Below are 17,783 nucleotides of genomic sequence, written 5' to 3'. Positions count from 1 at the left end.
CGTGGGAGTATCGGGCAGGCGAGCCCGTGCAAGGTGTACGAGCGCCGATGCCAAAATGTTCAAAGCTCGGTAAAGAAATGTTTTCCGCCCTCGCCATGAACGTCCGAGGGTCCACCGACGTATCCACTGTCATGAGCATCGGGAGCGTGATCGAACTGCACTTCGACGTCGCTGCCGCGTACGACGAGCACGCGTCGGCCATGCTCGGGTTCGCCGTCAACGCTCTCCGCGACAGAACTCTGGCCGAGGATTGTGTTCAGGAGACCTTCCTGCGGGCTTGGCGAGCGCGGTCCCGATTCGAGCCCGGGCGCGGGTCCCTGCGAACGTGGCTGTTCGCCATCGAACGCAACGTGATCGTCGATGCTCAGCGGTCGCTGACGAGGATGCCGATGCCGGCCTCGGACCGGATCGACGACGTCGGGCGGGAGTCGGGCAGTGTCACGCGTGACACCAGCCCCGATATCGACGAGCGGCTCCGCATCATCGCCGCGCTCGCCCTGCTCTCCCCCGAGCATCGGCAGGTCGTCGTCGCAGTGCACCTGGGCGGCAGCTCCTACGCGGAGCTGTCGAGATCGACCGGGGTCGCCGTGCGAACACTGCGCACCCGCACCTTCTACGCACTGCGAGCCCTACGACAACATCTCGACGGAAAGGAGGAGACATGAGCGCAGCACCCGATCGCCGAGCCGAGTTGATCGCCGCTGCCGTCGGTGACGATCTCGACGACGCCGAAGCCGCCGAACTGCGTCGGCTCGCTGCATCCGATCCCACGATCGACGACGAGATCGCCGAATTGCGCTCGCTGACCATGACTCTCGGGAGCCGCGGCCCTACCGACGCGTGGCTCGAATCTTCGACGTCACCCGACCTCCGCGAGCGAATCCTCGGTGCGACAGGCAGCTCCGAGTGGTCGCCGCAGCAAAATCGGCGAACACAGCAGTTCGGAGGGCAGCGGTTCGGAGGGCAGCGGTTGGGAAGGCAGCGCAGATCGGCAGGACTGGCCGTTGCGGCCGCAATAGTAGGGGTGGTGGTCGGCAGTGGGGTGGTGCTCGGAGTCGACGCCTACCGCCAGGACACCACGAATCCACCCGCCGCGATCACCGGTCCACCCGGAACCCTCGGCGCGTACGAGCAGGTCGCCTTCACCACCGAGGTGCCGAGTGTGGACATAGAAGGAGGTCTGGTCGCCCACACGTGGGGCACCGAGACCGTCCTGGAGATGGACGGCATCTCCGATCGTGGCCCGTACGAGGTGGTTCTCGTCGACCGATCGGGTGTCGAACGTCCGTCCGGCACGTTCCTCGGTAGTGACATCACCATCGAGTGCCGAATGAACGCCGCGGTGCTGCGCCAGGACGTGACCGACATCGAGATCCGCACGTCCGGCGGTGCCGTCCTGGCGCGTGCTCAGCTGCCGACGGCCTCGTAGCGTTTCGAGCCGGGCCACCAGTTGCGCTCGCCGAAGAGCTTCATCATCGCCGGCACCATCATCATGCGCACCAGCACCGCGTCGAACAGCACGGCGATGGCGAGAGCGAAGCCGAACTGTTTGAGCTCGAGCACGTCGGCGGTGAGGAAGCTGGCGAACACGGCGATCATGATCGCGGCGGCGGCCGTGATGGGCCTGGCGGTGTGCTCGATGCCGTCGACCACGGCCACGTCGTTGCTCGCTCCCCGCACGAACACCTCACGCATGCGGCCGATGAGGAACACCTCGTAGTCCATCGACAGGCCGAAGACCACGGCGAACACCGTCACCGGTAGGTACACCTGGATATAGCCCGGGCTCTCGAAGCCGAGAATTCTCGACCCCCAACCCCATTGGAAGACGGCGACCGTCGCACCCAACGCTGCGCCGGTGACAAGCAGGTTCATGGCGACGGCCTTCAGCGGAATCACCACGCTGCGGAAGACGACGGCCAGGTAGAAGAGGGAGAAGGCCAGGACCGCGGCCACGACCCAGGCGAATTTGCCGGAGATCTCGTCGGAGGCGTCGACCACCAGTGCGGTGGTGCCACCGACGGAGACGCTCGTGCCGTCCGTGTCGCCGGCGGCAACCGCCTGCGCCCGCAGGGATCCCACCAGATCGGCGGCCTCGGTCGAGTCGATCGGCACCGACGGAACCACGATCAGCAACGACCGCCCGCCCTCCGGCTGAGCCAGCGCGTAGGCGACGCGATCGTCGTCGCGCACGGAGGCAGCGAACGCGTCGACGGTGGCCAGCTGCTGCGGTCCCAGCGGATTGTCGTCCTCACCTGTGAACACGATGGTGATGGGCGAGATGGTCCCGGGCGCGAACTTCTCGGTCAGTACCGTGTTGGCCCGTCCGGACGGTTCCGCGCTCAGCGCCTCGGCCCCGAGGTCGACACCGTACGAGATGGAACCGATGGGAATCAGGCACACGACGAGCACCGCGGCCGACGCGACCGTGTAGCGCCACGGTCGTTCGATGACATGCTGCGCCCACCGTGACCACCACGTGGGTACTGCGGCCTCGTGCTCGTCGACCGACGGAGGTTGGAATCTGTGAGGCAGCGACCACGCGCCGATTCGCGTTCCCAGTACCGCGAGAATCGCAGGCAGCAGGGTCCACGCGACCACGACGACCGTCGCGATGGTCAGCGCGACGACCAACGAAATACTGCGGACGGCAGGAACATCGACGATGGCGAGGGCTCCGAGTGCGATCAACACGACCAGACCGGAGATGACGATGGTGTGCCCGGCCGTACCCATGGCCGCCCCCACCGCGCGCTCGGTCCGGTGCGGATCGTCGGGTGGTCCGGCCCGCCCGATCTCTTCCCGGAATCGACTGACGATGAACAGTGCGTAGTCGATTCCAAGACCCAGGCCGAACATCGCCGCCACGGTGGTGACGAGAACGTCGAACGTCATGAAGTTGGACAACAGCGCGAACATTCCGAACGCCGCCAGCACACCGATTCCGGTGGAGACCAACGGCACGATTCCCGCGACCACGGACCCCAGCGCGAGAACCAGCACCACGAAGGCGATGGGCAGACCGATGCTCTCGGCCCGCACGGCGTCCTCGGATTCGACGCGGGTGAGATCGACCGTCATCGGGGAATACCCCGTCACCGCCACCTCGACGCCGTCGCCGGACGCCGCGCCGATCATCTCCTGCACGCGTTCGGCCACCGCGATCCGATCGCTGGCCTCTCCGCCGATACCGACGAACGCGAGCGCCGACGTGCCGTCCTGCGAGATCGTCGGGACGAAGCCCGCGGTCTCGTAGGGGTCGACGACCCGCAGCACATCCGGGGACTGCCGCAGCTGACCGACCACCTCCCCCACTCGCTCACGGAACGCCGGGTCCGACGTGTTCACCGACTCGGAGGTGAACGTGACGACGAGTTGTTCGGAGCCGAACGACTCGAAGTGACGCTCGATCAGGTCGTCGGCGCGGCTCGATTCGGTACCCGGTACCGAGAAGTTGGCTCCGACCAGCGAATTCTGCAGCGCCGGATACAGAATCGCCGATCCGACCGCGAGCAGCGTCCAGATCGCCAGCACCACCCAGCGCCGACGCGCGACGAGGCGGCCCCACCGGTCGCCGATGTTTCCACTGGTCACCTGCGGGTCGATGCGCGAAATCGTATCGGTCATCTACGTCAACTCCCGGCTGAAGATGCGGTACGTGCGGTGCGGAGCGAGTTTCGTCCTGGACAGGACCGACCCCTTCATCCACGGACTGTCGTCGAGAACGGGAGCGGCTTCGACGCGCGTGAACCCGAGGTCGCGCATGCGCACCGACATCTCCATGATCAGCAGGGAGGACACGGCCCGGTCGGGGCAATCGGGATCGACGAACAGCATGTCCACCCGCACGCCGTCGATGATCTCCGTCCGACCCGGACGCTTGACGTGCCACAGCGTCACCAGGTCTCGCGCCCACCGCGACTTCAGGTGCGACGCCTTGGCGGCGGCCTGATTGACGTCCGGGATGCCCATCAGGAAGCCGACGGGCTTGCCGTCGAGTTCGGCCAGCAGCGTGAGCCTGCGGTCGATGACCGGGAGCATCATCTTCAGCAGCTCGAACAGCTCCGTGTAGGACAGCGGCGAGAAGCCCCAGAAGTTGACGAACGTCTTGTTGTAGAGGTCTCGCACGATGCGCGCGTCACGGCGTAGCGTCCGATACTTCATCGACCGGAACGTCACCTCCGACCGCGCCTTGATCTTCTCGAAGATCTGCATGTGCCGCGCGTATTTGGGGTCGTTGTAGATGATGCACGGGTCGTCGAAGAGGTAACTGTAGAAGTCCTTGACCGCCATCAGACCCCACTTCTCGAAGTGGGCCGCGTAGTAGAGCGGATTGTGTGGCATCCCCACCAGCGGCAGCGCCGGGATCTCGTCGACTACGATGCCGGCGCTGTAGAACATCGACGGTCCGAACGGCCCGGATATCGTTGCGAGCCCGCGCGCCGAAAGCCATTGCGCCGCAGCGTCGAGCAACGCTGTCGCGACGTCGTGATCGTCGACGGCCTCGTAGAAGCCGAAGAAGCCGATCGACTCCCCCGTGAACTCGGTGAACGACAGATCGTGGATCGCCACGACGCGACCGACGGCAATTCCGTTCTCGCGGGCCAGGAATGCCTTGGTGATACGGGTGGCGGCGACCGCGGACGGCGGTGCGATGAGCACTCGACGCAGGTCCATCGACTCGTCGGGAAGGCGGTACGGATCGCCCTGGTAGACCAGGTCCGAGACGGCCTCGAACTCGCGCCAGCCTGCTTTGCCGTCGACCTCTTCGATCGTGATCATCGTTCCTCTTCGCTCCGTTGACTGCCGTCGACGAGGATGGGCGAACGGGCCACCGTCGTCTCCCCGGCGAACACGTAATTTCCTGGCCGAACGGTGATCTCGTCGACGAGTGCGTCCGGCACGAACACGTCGCACTGAGAACCGAAGCGGATCATCCCGTACTGCTCCCCGCGTTCGACGGTGTCGCCGACGGCGACGTGCGCGACGATGCGGTCCACCCAGAGATCGGCGATCTGCGTCACCGTCACCACGGCTCCGGACTCGTGCTCGATCGAGATGGTGAGCCGCTCGTTGGTGAGCAGGTAGTCGCAGCCCTCGTCGTAGGGAGTGCGTCGGGTCAACAGATTCGCGCCCACCCTGGCCATCGACTTGTTGAACGGTGCCGCGGACCGGTGGCGACGCATACCGACGGTGCCCGAGACGGGAATTCGATTGCGGTGCACCGAGTATTCGGACATGTAGATCCCGATCAGGTAGCCGCTGTCGGTGGACGCGACTCCGGCGATCTCGTCGAGGACGATCGTCCGTCCCTTCTTCACGGCGAACGCGGTACTGCCGGCCTCCACCCGTTTGACGTACGTGACGAAGCCGTCGGCCGGCGCGAGCACCGCCCGCGGATCGGCCGGCGGTTCGCGATGCGGATCACGGAAGAAGAACCGGGTCCGCCAGTACACGAACAGAGCGAACGGAGCTGCCAGCACCACACCGAGGACGAGTACCCCTCGAACCCACCACATCAGCTGTGCCGCTGTTCGTCGACGCTCTCCGACCAGGTCACGAAGGCATCGGCTGCCCGATTCCGCAGCGAGCCGGGCAGCAACCCGATCACCCCACACACCACGTAGAAGCCCAGCGAGAGAACGCCGTTGGTCACCTCGCGGCCGATCGGTACGTCCCGCAGGCGCACCGAGGTGGGTTCGAATCCGTCCGACACGTCAGTTGACGGCGGCGGGCGTGAGCGTCTTGAGCTGTGCTTTCTCGAAGTAGAGCTCGAAGAGTCGGCGGTGATCGCACCAGGAGATGTCGTGGTCGACGGGCAGGATCGCCTCGGGCTTGTGCACCAGCCGCATGAGCTGATCGATGTTGTCGGCCAGCATCGTCTCGGCGAACCGCGGCGAGATGCGCGCACTGACGCGCTCCTTGAACTCCTCCCAGCTCACCAGATCGAGCCCGAGGAGATCGGCGTACAGATCGTGACCGTAGCCGGTGGGATTGCTCGGCAACAGCCTCGTCAACGGATGGCTGCGCAACGAGTTGCTCGCCATGACGTCGCACATCACGTCGACAGGGACGTAGTTCATGCCCGGTCCGTCCCAGATGGCACCGGCCGCGATGGCCAGTTCGATGATGCGCCAGAAGCTGTAGACCCGGCCCGGATCACGCCCGAGTTCGGTGCTACCGAGGATGTAGGGCGCCTCGCACAGGGTGACGGAGTAGGTGTCCGACATCGACAGCCATCCGAGAAGCGTCGCGTTGACCCACTTCATCTGCGCGTACCCGGAGTACCACCACGAATCGGGACGACGGAAATCCTCGGGCTTCTGATAGAGGTGGGCACCGATACTGCCCACGTACGTCAGGTGCTTGCGAGTGGAGGTGATGCTGAATTCGAGGATGCGCAGGACGCTGACGAACCAGTCGTCGCGCAGCTCGGCGTAGCTCTCGGTGTAATCGGTGGAGCTGGCGCAGTTGAAGATCTGCCCCACTCCGGCAGCCAGGTCGTAGTAGGCGGCCTTGTCGAGACCGAACCGGAATTTCGTCGGAGTGCCCTCCACGATGCGGATCTTGTCTGCGTCCACCGCGATCTCGTACTGGTCGAACGTGCGCTGCAGGCGCTCGAGAGCCGTTTGCTCCTCGGTGGGACGAACCATCGCGTAGACGACCTCGACGGCGGCATCACGAGTGAGACGGCCGATCAGGTGAGCACCGAGAAAGCCGTTGGCCCCGAACACCAGCGCGGTGTCGGTACGCGGTGCTGCCATACCTGCCACGCGGCGGCGAGTGTCCTCGTCGATGAACGGGCGCAGCGCCGTCGGATCACCGTTGCTCAGCGCGACGACGTCGGCATACTTCCCGGCGAAACGAAGCCCCGGGCATTCGTTGGTGATCAGTGCATCTGCGTGCGGCCAGATCGGACGCAACGATCCGTCTCCGAACAGTGCTTCTACGTGCATTCGCGCTCCCCTGCAACGGTCGGTGTCCCACATCACTCGGACGGGCAGACGTTAGCAATGACGCGGGCTCATAACCGGGTGACCGGGAAAGTCTGGGAACCCCCACAGCGGCACTCAACCGGCGTTGAGAGTGTTCCCAATCGAAGTCGGCAAATCGCCCTGTGCCGGTCGGTGAAATCACCGGTGATGTGCGTTCCACGAGACAAACGAGGCCCTTCGACGGTCTAATCGTTTCCCATGACGGCAGTACACCCCCACCCCCTCCTGCAACCCGCACGCGACCCCAGCGGCGGCGACGCAGCGGCGGCATGGGCGGCAATCGTGCGTGCGGAACCGCGGTACCCACGAGTGTCCATCACGGCAAACGTGCGCATTCCGATGAGCGACGGAACTGCGCTGCGCGCATACGTCTTTCGCCCCGCGGACGCGTCGGGACGGGCAATCGACGACACGTTTCCTACCGTCCTGAACCTCACGCCCTACAACAAGCTGCTGATCAAAGGCATCGACACCATCCTCGAGACCCCGGTTCTGGGCCGTGCGATCAGAGCCTTCTCGTCCGCGTTCGACCTCACCGGAACCCGTTTCGACGGCATCACCGAAATCACCCGAGTGGTCGCCGGCGGAGCTGCGGACCTGCTGTCGGTCAACCGTCACCTCGTCCGCAGCGGCTACGTCCAGATGATCGTCGACGTCCGAGGGACCGGCAGCTCCTCGGGCACCTGGGACGTGCTGGGCCCGCGCGAACAGCTCGACTCGCTCGAAGTGATCGAGTGGGCGCGACGCCAGTACTGGTGCAACGGCAGGATCGGGATGGCCGGCATCTCGTACTCGGCGATCAACGCGCTGCAGGCCGCAGCCAAACGACCCGCCGGGCTCGACGCGATCTTCGCCGTCGAAGGCTCGGTGGACATCGTGCGTGAGATATTCGCTACCGGCGGGGCCACCTCGGCGTTCATCCCACTGTGGCTCACGGCCGTCAACGGGCTCAAATGGGCGCCCGCGGTCGGCGGAATCGACACGTTCGCCTGGCTTCGTGATCGCACTCGAACCCCCGCCACCAACCTGCTCGATCTCGCCAAAGGCTTTGTCACAGGCAATGATCCGCGCATCTACGACGACCCGTACTACGACACCATCGATGCCGTCATCGAAGACATCGCGGCACCGACATTCCTGTACGGCTGCTGGCACGACATCTTCGGCGGCTCCGCACCGGACATCTACAACCGGCTGCCCCTCGAACGCGGATTCAAGCAACTGCTCGTCGGCGACGGCTACCACGGCAACCCGGGAATCGGCTTCGGCGAACCAGGATTTCCGCCTCGGCTCGACGTACTGGAGCGCGCCTGGTTCGACAAATGGCTGCGCGACGTGGACAACGGAATCGAGAACTACGGCCCCGTCACCCTTCGTCAGCAGGGCGGCAATTGGACTGCGCACGGACGCTTTCCGGCTCCCCGGGCACAACCACGCAGGCTGTACCTGTCGGCAGCGGCGTCCGGCACCGCCCCTCATGCCGTCGCCGACGGCCGCCTCACCGGCGAGCCGGCCGCCGAATCCGACGTCCTGACCGTTCGCCCGTCACTGCGAGCCGTCGTATCTCGTGACACCACACAGGTTCTCGCCGGCGTGACGGCAGTCCTGGGCGGCGGCTTCACCTACGACAATCGATTCGCCGAGGGGGCCGCAGTCACCTTCACCACCGCACCCGCCGAGTCGGACACCGTGCTGTCCGGCCCCATGAACCTGCACCTGCGCGTCGTCTGCCATGCACCGGAAGCGATGTGGGCCATCATGATCTGCGACGTCGCCCCGAGCGGTCGATCGATCGTCCTGAGCAACGGAGCCCTGCTCGCCTCCCGCCGAGCCGTCGACGACGAGCGATCACTGTTCGCCCCGAACGGCGATTACACCCGCCCGTACCATCCACTCACCGAAGCAGCGCTGCTCCCGGTCCCCATGGGCGAACCCATCGCTCTCGACATCGACATCCTCACCACCGAGGCCGTCATCGCATCCGGCCATTGCCTGCGCGTGAGCGTATTCGCCACCGACACACCGCGGTTCATCCCGATCCTGCCGGATCTGGTGCGTACGCGACTGCGCAGACAGGACATCGACATCGATCCGCAGAATCCGAGTTACCTGGTGGTTCCGGTACTCGGTGAGCCCGGCTGGTAGGAACGAGAACATGAGAATCGAACAAGGTGTCGCGCCGACGAACTCCGTCGAGATCGCGTACGAGGACATGGGGTCGATCGACGACCCCGCAGTGTTGCTCATCATGGGCCTGTCCGCGCAATTGACGTTGTGGCCCATGGACTTCTGCACCCGTCTCGTCGACGCCGGCTACCGGGTCATCCGAATCGACAATCGCGATATCGGGTTGTCCACCAAGATGACCGGGCAGAAAGTGCGAGGGTCCCAGATTCTTCGCCTGATCCGGCACGAGTTCGGGATGTCCTCGGACGTGCCCTACACGATCACGGACATGGCGGCCGACGCCGTCGGAGTGCTCGACCACCTCGACATCGACTCGGTGCACGTCGTCGGTGCCTCCATGGGCGGAATGATCACCCAGGTCTTCGCCGGACGCTATCCCGAACGAACGAAGTCGGTCGGCATCCTCTTCTCGAGCACCAACGAACCGTTCCTGCCACCGCCCGATCCACGCGCGCTGCTGCCGCTCATCGGTGGCGTCGGGAAGGACGCCACCAAGGACGAGATCATCGCGCACTCGGCGAAGACGCTCGCCGCGATCGGTTCCCCCGGTTACCGCACTCCGCCCGAGGAGCAACTGGAGATCGCGCAGGTGATGTACGAGCGGAACTACAACCCGTCCGGTGTCGTCCGGCAGATGGCCGCCATCACCGGCACCGGCAGTCTGCGGCCCTACGCGAAGAAGATCACCGCTCCCACCACGGTCATCCACGGCACCGCCGACAAACTGGTCCGGCCGTCGGGTGGGAAGGCCATCGCCCGCGCTGTCCCCGACGCCGAACTGACGCTGATCGACGGTATGGCCCACGACCTGCCCGCCGCACTGATCGACCGCATCGCGGGCATCATCCTGGCGAACTTCGCTCGGACGCGGGCTGCGTAGGCACCTCCACGAACGACGAAGGCCGGCACCCGATCTATCGGGGCCGGCCTTCGTGGTAGTGCTGAGCTGACTTACGCGTTCGCGTCGTCCTCGAGGAGGTTGCGCGTGCGGTTCGGATCGACCTGGACGCCGGGTCCGGTGGTGGTCGAGACGGTGACCTTCTTGACGTAACGGCCCTTGGCCGACGACGGCTTCGCACGCAGGATCTCGTCCAGTGCTGCGCCGTAGTTCTCCACCAGCTTGGTCTCGTCGAACGAGGCCTTGCCGATGACGAAGTGCAGGTTGGCCTGCTTGTCGACGCGGAAGTTGATCTTGCCGCCCTTGATGTCGTTGACGGCCTTGGTCACGTCGTTGGTGACCGTGCCCGTCTTCGGGTTCGGCATCAGGCCACGCGGTCCGAGGACACGGGCGATACGGCCGACCTTGGCCATCTGATCCGGGGTGGCGATCGCGGCGTCGAAGTCCAGGAATCCGCCCTGGATGCGCTCGATCAGATCTTCTGCACCGACGACGTCGGCTCCTGCTGCCTCGGCCTCTGCAGCCTTCTCACCAGCGGCGAAAACAATAACCCGAGCGGTCTTGCCGGTGCCGTGGGGAAGGTTGACGGTGCCGCGCACCATCTGGTCGGCCTTGCGGGGATCCACGCCGAGTCGCACTGCGACCTCGACGGTGGGGTCGAACTTGCTCGACGCGGTCTCCTTGGCCAGCTTCGCGGCTTCGAGAGGCGAGTAGAGGTTGTCCTGGTCGATCTTCGCGGCCTGCTCGAGGTAGGCCTTGCTGCGCTTTGCCATGTCTTACTGTCCTTCGTTCGAGTTCAGTGTGGTTGACGAGCCTGGCCGGCTCTCCCACGTTCTGTGTCTTTGGTCGCTCCGCAGGCTCCGCTCCTACTGGAACGGTCGCTCTGCAGGCTCCGCTCCTGCTGGGCGGGTAAATCAGCCTTCGACGGTGATGCCCATCGAGCGAGCAGTGCCGGCGATGATCTTCGCGGCCTGATCGATGTCGTTGGCGTTGAGGTCTTCCTGCTTGGTCTTGGCGATCTCGCGCACCTGATCCATGGTCACCTTGGCGACCTTGGTCTTGTGCGGCTCGCCGGAGCCCTTCGCCACGCCTGCGGCCTTGAGCAGCAGCTTGGCAGCGGGAGGAGTCTTCAGCTTGAAGTCGAACGTACGGTCTTCGTAGACCGAGATCTCGACCGGCACGACGTTGCCGCGCTGCGACTCGGTCGCGGCGTTGTACGCCTTGCAGAACTCCATGATGTTGACGCCGTGCTGGCCCAGTGCGGGGCCGACGGGCGGTGCCGGGTTGGCGGCACCGGCCTGGATCTGAAGCTTGATGATCCCGGCTAGCTTCTTCTTCTTCGGGGGCATTTCTTTTTCCTTGTATTCGCTCGGGTTTCTTGCGGTTGCTACTGCAAGTCTGTGGTCGGCTTCTAGATCTTGGAGACCTGAGTGAAGCCGAGCTCGACCGGTGTTTCACGGCCGAAGATCGATACCAACACCTTGAGCTTCTGCTGCTCTGCGTTGACCTCGCTGATGCTGGCGGGAAGCGTGGCGAACGGGCCGTCCATGACGGTGACCGACTCGCCGACCTCGAAGTCGACCTCGATGGTCGGCTTCGACGTGGTGTCGCCGCCCTGCTCGGCTGCGCCTGCGGTCGCTTTCGCGTCCTTCTTGGCACCTTCCTGCGGCATGAGGAACTTGACGACCTCGTTGATGGTCAGCGGTGACGGCCGCGAGGTGGCACCGACGAAACCGGTGACGCCGGGAGTGTTGCGAACCGCTCCCCATGACTCGTCGTTGAGTTCCATGCGCACGAGGATGTAACCGGGCAGAACCTTGCGGTTGACCTGCTTGCGCTGGCCGTTCTTGATCTCGGTTACCTCTTCGGTGGGAACTTCCACCTGGAAGATGTAGTCGCCGACGTCGAGGTTCTGCACGCGAGTCTCTAGGTTGGCCTTGACCTTGTTCTCGTAGCCGGCGTACGAGTGAATGACGTACCAGTCACCGGGAGCGCGGCGCAGAGCCGCCTTCATCTCGGCGACGGGATCCTCGGGCTCGGCTGTCACGTCGGCGTCGGCTGCCTCGCCGTCTTCGGCGGGAACGTCCTCACCGGCGGCAGCGGCAACGTCGGCCTTGATGGCTTCGTCGGTTTCGCGGTCCTGAGCGGCCTGCTCCGCTTCGAGGCCCTGCTTGGTCGCCTCGACATCGGCGTCGAATGCGGCCACTTCGGTGGCGTCGTTGTGCGGCGTGCTCACGTCAGCACCCTTTCTCTAGTTTCCTGCTCGGTTCGATCGTCGATAAGTCACGCAGCTGCGATCGGTCAGCCGAACAGCCAGCCGACGCCCTGGATGAAGAGCAGGTCGAGGCCACTGATGTACGCGACCATGAACGTCAGGAAGACGAGCACGACGCTGGTGTAGGTGACCATCTGCTTCTTGTTCGGCCAGATGACCTTGCGAAGCTCGGCGACGACCTCACGGAAGAACTGCAGCAGACGCATGAACACGTTCGGCCGCTTGTCGGCTTTGACCTTGCCCGATCGAGTCCTGCCGGTCTTGGTCTTGGCCGGCGCGGTGGATGCGGCCGGAGCCTTGGACATCGACACGCCCGAAGCGCTACCGCGGGACCTGCTGGTGGATCGCTTGCCGGTGGGTACCACGGCGTCTGCAGCGGATTCACCGGCAGTGGTGTCAGCATCGGAAGGACGGCCCTCGGAGCCAGGTGCGACGTCGCCCGAAGCCGAGGAGTTCTCGAACTCCTCCTCCGATCGACCGTCGCGCTTACCGCGCTCCTCGCTCACGTCGTTCCTCTCAGTTGCTGACACCTTGGGCAGGGGCGACAGGACTTGAACCTGCAACCTACGGTTTTGGAGACCGTTGCTCTACCAATTGAGCTACGCCCCTTCGGCCGAAACTTCTCGGCCGCTCTGGTGTCCATCCGGCACTACACGGCCCACGCAACCTCCGGAGGAGGACGCGGGCAGCGCGGAGCGCCGAATTACCCCAGAAATCTCAGTGTACTGCACACCCTTCGGAACAGATAAATCCCGTCGTCCCGGCGGTGAACGACCTCCGCCGGATCGACCATGCTCAGGCCAAGCGCACCGTTGCGGTCGCTCGCCCGAAAATCTTCTTGCCCGCGGACTTCGCGACGATGGCGACGATCGCGGTTCGCTCGTCGGCGTCCACGGACTTGATCTTGCCGGTGAATTCCACCGACGCCGGGGCATCGGCCGGGACCAACACCGCACTGGTGAAGCGCACGTTGTACTCGGTGACCGCACCCGGGTCGCCGAGCCACGACGTGACGAAACCGGCACCGAGGCCCATCGTGAGCATCCCGTGCGCGATGACGTCGTCCAATCCGGCCAGCGCGACGACCTCGTCACTCCAGTGGATCGGGTTGGGATCGCCGGACACGCCTGCGTAGTTGACCAGGTCGCCGCGGGTCAGGGACACCACTCGCTCAGGCAGTTCGTCCCCGACCGATACGTCGTCGAAGTTACGAAGCGCCATGCCTGATCACTTCCTTCACCGCATGGGCGATGTTCTCGTCGATCTCCCCGCCGGTTCGCGCGACGATCGTCGTCCACGTGGTTTGCACGAGGTCGCCGTTCTGATCGGTGATGATGTTCTTGGTGGTCATGATGTCGCTGCCACCCATCTGCCGGAACGACTCGAGATACACGTCGCAGAAAATTCGATCGCCGACCTGGATCGGGCGATGGAACTCCAGTTTTTGATCGGTCTGCAGGATCTGACTCGGGTCGTAACCCGTGATGACCTCTTGCAACATCCGGGTCTGCGACATGATCCCGAGCAGGGAAACGAAGGTCAAGGGCGCGAGGAGACCGTCGTAACCGAGGCCCTTCGCTGCGTCCTCGTCGTGGTGCGCGGGATGAAAATCCTGGACGGCACGCGCATACTCACGAACCTTCTCGCGGCCGACCTCGTAGAAGTCGTCGACGCGGAAATGACAACCGACCATGGACGCCGCGTGAGCGGATGCATCCATGGCCGGTACGTCATGTGGAGCTTGTGACACGGTGGAGACCTTTTCTACCCTGGACGCAAGAGCCGTTAGGGAAGAAAATGCGACCTAACGCCGGGCGCCGACGAAAAATCGGAACTGCGAACCAGCGAGCCGAGCAGACTAGCGAGATTCGCGGTGCGCCCGATGCGTTCCGCAGTTGGAGCAGAACTTCTTCAGCTCGATGCGGTCGGGGTCGTTCCGACGGTTCTTCTTGGTGATGTAGTTGCGGTGCTTGCAAACCTCGCAGGCCAAGGTGATCTTGGGCCGCACATCGGTGGAGGAGGCCACTGGACGCCTACTTTCGGGTAAATCTGATCAGGGTCAATCAGGACTGTTCATGAGTGCTACTGGTCGTGCTTGCCTACTGTGTAGCGGTGACCGGACTTGAACCGGCGACGCAACGATTATGAGTCGTTTGCTCTACCAACTGAGCTACACCGCCTCAGGTGCTCACCGTCCACCATCCCACGCGGGGAACGCGACGTCGAGCCATCCAATCCAGCGAGCCCCCTAACGGAATCGAACCGTTGACCTTTTCCTTACCATGGAAACGCTCTACCGACTGAGCTAAGGGGGCGGGATCAGAACACATCGAGCCGTGCGCTGAAGCCTTCAAGAGGTTACACATTCGGAGCGCCGACTACCAAATTGCGTGGTCAGCGAGCCGTTCCTGTCCCTCTTCACATGGAAACCCCAGCGAGAAAAATCCTCGCCGGGGTTCCAGGTGTGGCAGATGTAGGATTCGAACCTACGTAGGCATAAGCCGACGGATTTACAGTCCGCTCCCATTGGCCGCTCGGGCAATCTGCCGTGATGCGATCGAAGCCCGTACTGCTCTTCGGCGCGGTGAGAAGAATACAACGAACGTCCCCCCGGAACGCAAACCGGGTGGATACGGTCGGTAGCGGGCCGATAAAGTCCCTGCGGGATGTGGACCGACACCACCGCCAAATCAAATTTTCGATTCGACTGGAGAGTGTGAGAAGTGGCTGATTCGTCCTTCGACGTAGTGAGCAAGGTCGACCGACAGGAAGTGGACAACGCCGTCGGACAGGCCGCGAAGGAGCTGGCGACCCGCTTCGACTTCCGCGGATCCGACACCAGCATCGAATGGTCCGGTAGCGGCGAGTCGGAGACGATCGTCATCACCTCCGAATCCGAGGAGAAGGTCAAGGCCGCCCTCGACGTGTTCAAGGAAAAGCTGATCCGACGGGACGTCTCTCTCAAGGCCTTCGAGACCAACGATCCGGCCGCGTCCGGCAAGGTCTACAAGGTCACCGGCAAGCTGGTGCAGGGCATCACGACCGAGAACGCCAAGAAGATCTCCAAGAAGATCCGCGACGACGGCCCCAAGGGCGTCAAGGCGCAGATCCAGGGCGACGAACTGCGCGTGAGCAGCAAGAAGCGCGACGATCTGCAGGCCATCCAGCAGTTGCTCAAGAACGAGGACTTCGGCATCGCGCTGCAGTTCGTCAACTACCGGTAGAGCGGCTTCTCACCTGGGTCGTTCCGCAGGCTCCACTCCTGCGCCGCACGTGAACGAAACCTCGTAGTGGGCTACGAGTTTCTGCTCACATGCGGCGCAGCCGCTCAGTACGGCCGGTGGCCGGCCATCCGCTCGAGTCGCTCGATGCGGTCGGCCATCGGCGGGTGGGTGGCGAACAGCTGTCCGGCCTTGTCGCCCATGCGGAACGGGTTCGCGATCATCAGATGCGACTCGGCCGCCAACCGCGGCTCGGGCGGCAGCGGTGCCAGCTGCACTCCCTGCTCGAGCTTGCGGAGCGCCGACGCCAGCGCCAACGGGTCACCGGTCAGCTCGGCCCCGGACTGGTCGGCCTGGTACTCACGCGACCGAGAGACCGCGAGGCGAACCAGGCTGGCCGCAACGGGCCCCAGCATCGACACCAGCAGCAACGCGAGCGGGTTCGGGCCCCCGTTGCCACGTCCGCCGAAAATGTTGGCGAAGAAGGCCAGGTTCGCCAGACCCGAGATGACCGACGCCATCGCACCGGCCACCGACGAGATCAGGATGTCGCGGTTGTAGACGTGCGAGAGCTCGTGCCCGAGCACCGCGCGCAGTTCCCGCTCGTCCAGGATCCGCAGAATGCCCTCGGTGCAGCACACCGCAGCGTTGCGGGGGTTGCGGCCGGTGGCGAACGCGTTGGGGTTGTTGGTGGGACTGACGTACAGCGCAGGCATCGGCTGATGAGCGGCCGTCGCCAACTCGCGCACGATGCGATACATCGCCGGCTGCTCGAGCTCGGTCACCGGGACCGCATGCATCGACCGCAGGGCCATCTTCGCGCTGTTGAAGTACGCATAGCCGTTGACGCCGACTGCCAACACGATGGAGCCGATGAGAATGGTTGCGTTACCGAACAGCGAACCGATGAACACGATGAGCGCCGACATCCCGACCAACAGGCCGAAAGTCTTCGCACCGTTCGCGTAACCGTTCATGACTGAAGATGCCTCCTCGTACCGGGTCTTCCTACCCGATTCAACGAAAACACCTGGACCGGCAGTTCCCGGCCCGAAGTCCGAGCCGACTACCCGACGCGCTCGACGGTGTAGTTCACCAGGCGGCCGAGGGCATCGTTGGCCGGCCCCTGCGGCAACAGGGCGAGTTCTGCGTGTGCCCGCGCGGCATATTCACCGAGTGTCTTCTTTGCCGAGACCATGCCGGGTGAGCGCTGCAGCAGCTCCAGAGCCTCGGTCACCAGCGCATCTTCGGTGACCGGACCGGCGAGGATCTCGCGCAGCCGATCGCCGTCGGCACCTTCCTCGCGCAGCGCGAAGAGCACCGGCAGAGTGTGTACACCCTCCCGCAGGTCGGTGCCGGGAGTCTTTCCGGACTGCTCGGTTGCCGAGGAGATGTCGATGATGTCGTCGGAGATCTGGAAGGCGGTACCGACGGCGTCACCGAGGCGCTCGAGGCGTCCCACATGTTCGGCGTCGCCGCCACTGAACGTTCCGCCGAAGCGTCCGCAGGAGGCGATGAGCGATCCGGTCTTCTCCCACACGACCTTCAGGTAGTGCGCGACGGGATCGTCGGTGCTCTTGGCCCCGATGGTTTCGCGCATCTGACCGGTGACGAGTTCTGCGAAGGTCTCGGCGATGATGCGGACGGCGTCGGGTCCGAGGGTGGACACCAGACGAGACGCATGCGCGAACAAGTAGTCGCCTGCGAGGATCGCCACACTGTTGCCCCAGCGTGAGTTCGCGCTCTCGGCACCTCGACGCATCGACGCCTCGTCCATGACGTCGTCGTGATAGAGCGTCGCCAGATGAACCAGCTCGACGACCGTGGCCGCGGTGACGATCGCCGGATCGGTCGGCGACGGTCCCAGCTGACCGGTCAGCACGGTGAACAGGGGTCGGAAGCGCTTTCCGCCGGCCTTGGCCAGGTGCAGAGCGGCCTCGGTGAGGAACTCCTCACCGTCGGAGAGCTCGCTGATCATCAGTTCTTCGACGCGTGCGAGGCCGTCGGCGACGGTTCGCGCGAGCTCCGGGTCACCCAGGTCGACTCCGGCAACGACCGTTGCTACGGCAGCGTCGTCTGTACTCACGATGTTGGTCCCTGTCCTGTCGTCGACATGCCGGCGGCAGCGGCGAAGCGCCACTGCTCGCCTTCTACCGTAGTGAACCTAGCGTGCACACCGGTGGGACGGTGTCACCGACCACAGGTGA

Annotated in this window: 19 protein-coding genes and 4 tRNA genes; 5 read left to right on the top strand and 18 right to left on the bottom strand. The window is 64.4% G+C overall.

Annotated elements, in window-relative coordinates:
• Nucleotides 1-131: 131 nt before the first annotated feature.
• Nucleotides 132-665: an RNA polymerase sigma factor gene (locus tag R4P47_RS09180; protein ID WP_317784585.1), complete on the top strand. Its 534-nt coding sequence runs from the start codon at nucleotides 132-134 to the stop codon at nucleotides 663-665.
• Nucleotides 662-1,429, top strand: a complete 768-nt coding sequence (locus tag R4P47_RS09175; protein WP_317784584.1) for a hypothetical protein — start codon at nucleotides 662-664, stop codon at nucleotides 1,427-1,429. Before R4P47_RS09180 ends, R4P47_RS09175 begins: the two co-directional genes overlap by 4 nt.
• Here the strand turns inward: R4P47_RS09175 and R4P47_RS09170 are convergent.
• The 5 genes from R4P47_RS09170 to R4P47_RS09150 are packed head-to-tail and all read right to left on the bottom strand — an operon-like array spanning nucleotide 1,408 to nucleotide 6,956.
• Nucleotides 1,408-3,627: an MMPL family transporter gene (locus tag R4P47_RS09170; protein WP_317784583.1), complete on the bottom strand. Its 2,220-nt coding sequence runs from the start codon at nucleotides 3,625-3,627 to the stop codon at nucleotides 1,408-1,410. The two genes, R4P47_RS09175 and R4P47_RS09170, sit on opposite strands and share 22 nt — an antisense overlap.
• On the bottom strand, nucleotides 3,628-4,782 hold the full coding sequence (locus R4P47_RS09165) for a hypothetical protein (protein WP_317784582.1): 1,155 nt from the start codon (nucleotides 4,780-4,782) through the stop codon (nucleotides 3,628-3,630).
• Nucleotides 4,779-5,519, bottom strand: coding sequence for a phosphatidylserine decarboxylase (locus R4P47_RS09160; protein WP_269595387.1), 741 nt, complete (start codon nucleotides 5,517-5,519; stop codon nucleotides 4,779-4,781). The genes R4P47_RS09165 and R4P47_RS09160 overlap by 4 nt, the downstream gene beginning before the upstream one ends.
• Nucleotides 5,519-5,716, bottom strand: coding sequence for a serine/threonine protein phosphatase (locus R4P47_RS09155; protein ID WP_317784581.1), 198 nt, complete (start codon nucleotides 5,714-5,716; stop codon nucleotides 5,519-5,521). The genes R4P47_RS09160 and R4P47_RS09155 overlap by 1 nt, the downstream gene beginning before the upstream one ends.
• Before the next feature lies 1 nt (nucleotide 5,717).
• The gene (locus R4P47_RS09150) at nucleotides 5,718-6,956 is read right to left on the bottom strand and encodes an SDR family oxidoreductase (protein ID WP_317784580.1); all 1,239 of its coding nucleotides are present in this window, start codon (nucleotides 6,954-6,956) and stop codon (nucleotides 5,718-5,720) included.
• Between the two features lie 237 nt (nucleotides 6,957-7,193).
• Here R4P47_RS09150 and R4P47_RS09145 point away from each other — a divergent pair, with 237 nt between their 5' ends.
• On the top strand, nucleotides 7,194-9,140 hold the full coding sequence (locus R4P47_RS09145) for a CocE/NonD family hydrolase (RefSeq protein ID WP_317784579.1): 1,947 nt from the start codon (nucleotides 7,194-7,196) through the stop codon (nucleotides 9,138-9,140).
• A gap of 10 nt (nucleotides 9,141-9,150) precedes the next feature.
• Entirely contained in the window at nucleotides 9,151-10,062 is a 912-nt protein-coding gene (locus R4P47_RS09140; RefSeq protein WP_317784578.1) for an alpha/beta hydrolase, read from the top strand.
• 71 nt (nucleotides 10,063-10,133) lie between these two features.
• On the opposite strand, the gene rplA is transcribed toward R4P47_RS09140, so the two are convergent.
• The 11 genes from rplA to R4P47_RS09085 all read right to left on the bottom strand — a co-directional run bounded on the left by rplA (nucleotide 10,134) and on the right by R4P47_RS09085 (nucleotide 14,903).
• Nucleotides 10,134-10,853, bottom strand: a complete 720-nt coding sequence (gene rplA, locus R4P47_RS09135; RefSeq protein ID WP_027498276.1) for a 50S ribosomal protein L1 — start codon at nucleotides 10,851-10,853, stop codon at nucleotides 10,134-10,136.
• Between the two features lie 141 nt (nucleotides 10,854-10,994).
• Nucleotides 10,995-11,429, bottom strand: coding sequence for a 50S ribosomal protein L11 (gene rplK, locus R4P47_RS09130; protein ID WP_008713829.1), 435 nt, complete (start codon nucleotides 11,427-11,429; stop codon nucleotides 10,995-10,997).
• A gap of 62 nt (nucleotides 11,430-11,491) precedes the next feature.
• Nucleotides 11,492-12,316 carry a transcription termination/antitermination protein NusG gene (nusG, locus tag R4P47_RS09125; RefSeq protein ID WP_094641109.1) on the bottom strand — a complete coding sequence of 275 codons (825 nt, stop codon included), beginning with the start codon at nucleotides 12,314-12,316 and terminating at the stop codon, nucleotides 11,492-11,494.
• Nucleotides 12,317-12,381: 65 nt separating this feature from the next.
• The gene (gene secE / locus R4P47_RS09120) at nucleotides 12,382-12,861 is read right to left on the bottom strand and encodes a preprotein translocase subunit SecE (RefSeq protein WP_094641108.1); all 480 of its coding nucleotides are present in this window, start codon (nucleotides 12,859-12,861) and stop codon (nucleotides 12,382-12,384) included.
• A 30-nt stretch (nucleotides 12,862-12,891) separates the two neighbouring features.
• Nucleotides 12,892-12,964: transfer RNA gene (locus tag R4P47_RS09115), tRNA-Trp, on the bottom strand.
• A gap of 186 nt (nucleotides 12,965-13,150) precedes the next feature.
• Nucleotides 13,151-13,576, bottom strand: coding sequence for a (3R)-hydroxyacyl-ACP dehydratase subunit HadB (hadB, locus tag R4P47_RS09110; RefSeq protein WP_317784577.1), 426 nt, complete (start codon nucleotides 13,574-13,576; stop codon nucleotides 13,151-13,153).
• Complete coding sequence (gene hadA / locus R4P47_RS09105; protein WP_068046265.1) at nucleotides 13,563-14,075, bottom strand: (3R)-hydroxyacyl-ACP dehydratase subunit HadA; 513 nt, start codon at nucleotides 14,073-14,075, stop codon at nucleotides 13,563-13,565. The genes hadB and hadA overlap by 14 nt, the downstream gene beginning before the upstream one ends.
• 138 nt (nucleotides 14,076-14,213) lie before the next feature.
• A complete protein-coding gene (gene rpmG, locus R4P47_RS09100) occupies nucleotides 14,214-14,381 on the bottom strand; it encodes a 50S ribosomal protein L33 (RefSeq protein ID WP_027498281.1) in 168 nt (55 codons plus the stop codon).
• 81 nt (nucleotides 14,382-14,462) lie between these two features.
• Nucleotides 14,463-14,535: transfer RNA gene (locus tag R4P47_RS09095), tRNA-Met, on the bottom strand.
• A 62-nt stretch (nucleotides 14,536-14,597) separates the two neighbouring features.
• Nucleotides 14,598-14,670 (bottom strand) — tRNA-Thr (locus R4P47_RS09090).
• A gap of 150 nt (nucleotides 14,671-14,820) precedes the next feature.
• A tRNA-Tyr gene (locus R4P47_RS09085) sits at nucleotides 14,821-14,903 on the bottom strand.
• A gap of 175 nt (nucleotides 14,904-15,078) precedes the next feature.
• Between R4P47_RS09085 and R4P47_RS09080 the strand changes: the two genes are divergently transcribed.
• On the top strand, nucleotides 15,079-15,579 hold the full coding sequence (locus tag R4P47_RS09080; RefSeq protein ID WP_008713817.1) for a YajQ family cyclic di-GMP-binding protein: 501 nt from the start codon (nucleotides 15,079-15,081) through the stop codon (nucleotides 15,577-15,579).
• Between the two features lie 104 nt (nucleotides 15,580-15,683).
• Here R4P47_RS09080 and htpX read toward each other — a convergent pair whose 3' ends face one another.
• Together htpX and R4P47_RS09070 are read right to left on the bottom strand one after the other, a co-directional pair.
• Nucleotides 15,684-16,553, bottom strand: a complete 870-nt coding sequence (gene htpX, locus R4P47_RS09075; protein ID WP_068046268.1) for a zinc metalloprotease HtpX — start codon at nucleotides 16,551-16,553, stop codon at nucleotides 15,684-15,686.
• Between the two features lie 89 nt (nucleotides 16,554-16,642).
• On the bottom strand, nucleotides 16,643-17,662 hold the full coding sequence (locus R4P47_RS09070; RefSeq protein WP_094641106.1) for a polyprenyl synthetase family protein: 1,020 nt from the start codon (nucleotides 17,660-17,662) through the stop codon (nucleotides 16,643-16,645).
• Between the last annotated feature and the right edge of the window lie 121 nt (nucleotides 17,663-17,783).

The sequence above is a fragment of the Rhodococcus sp. IEGM 1370 genome, from assembly GCF_033142325.1.
Taxonomy (GTDB): Bacteria; Actinomycetota; Actinomycetes; order Mycobacteriales; family Mycobacteriaceae; genus Rhodococcoides.
This window is presented reverse-complemented; position numbering and strand designations above follow the sequence as displayed.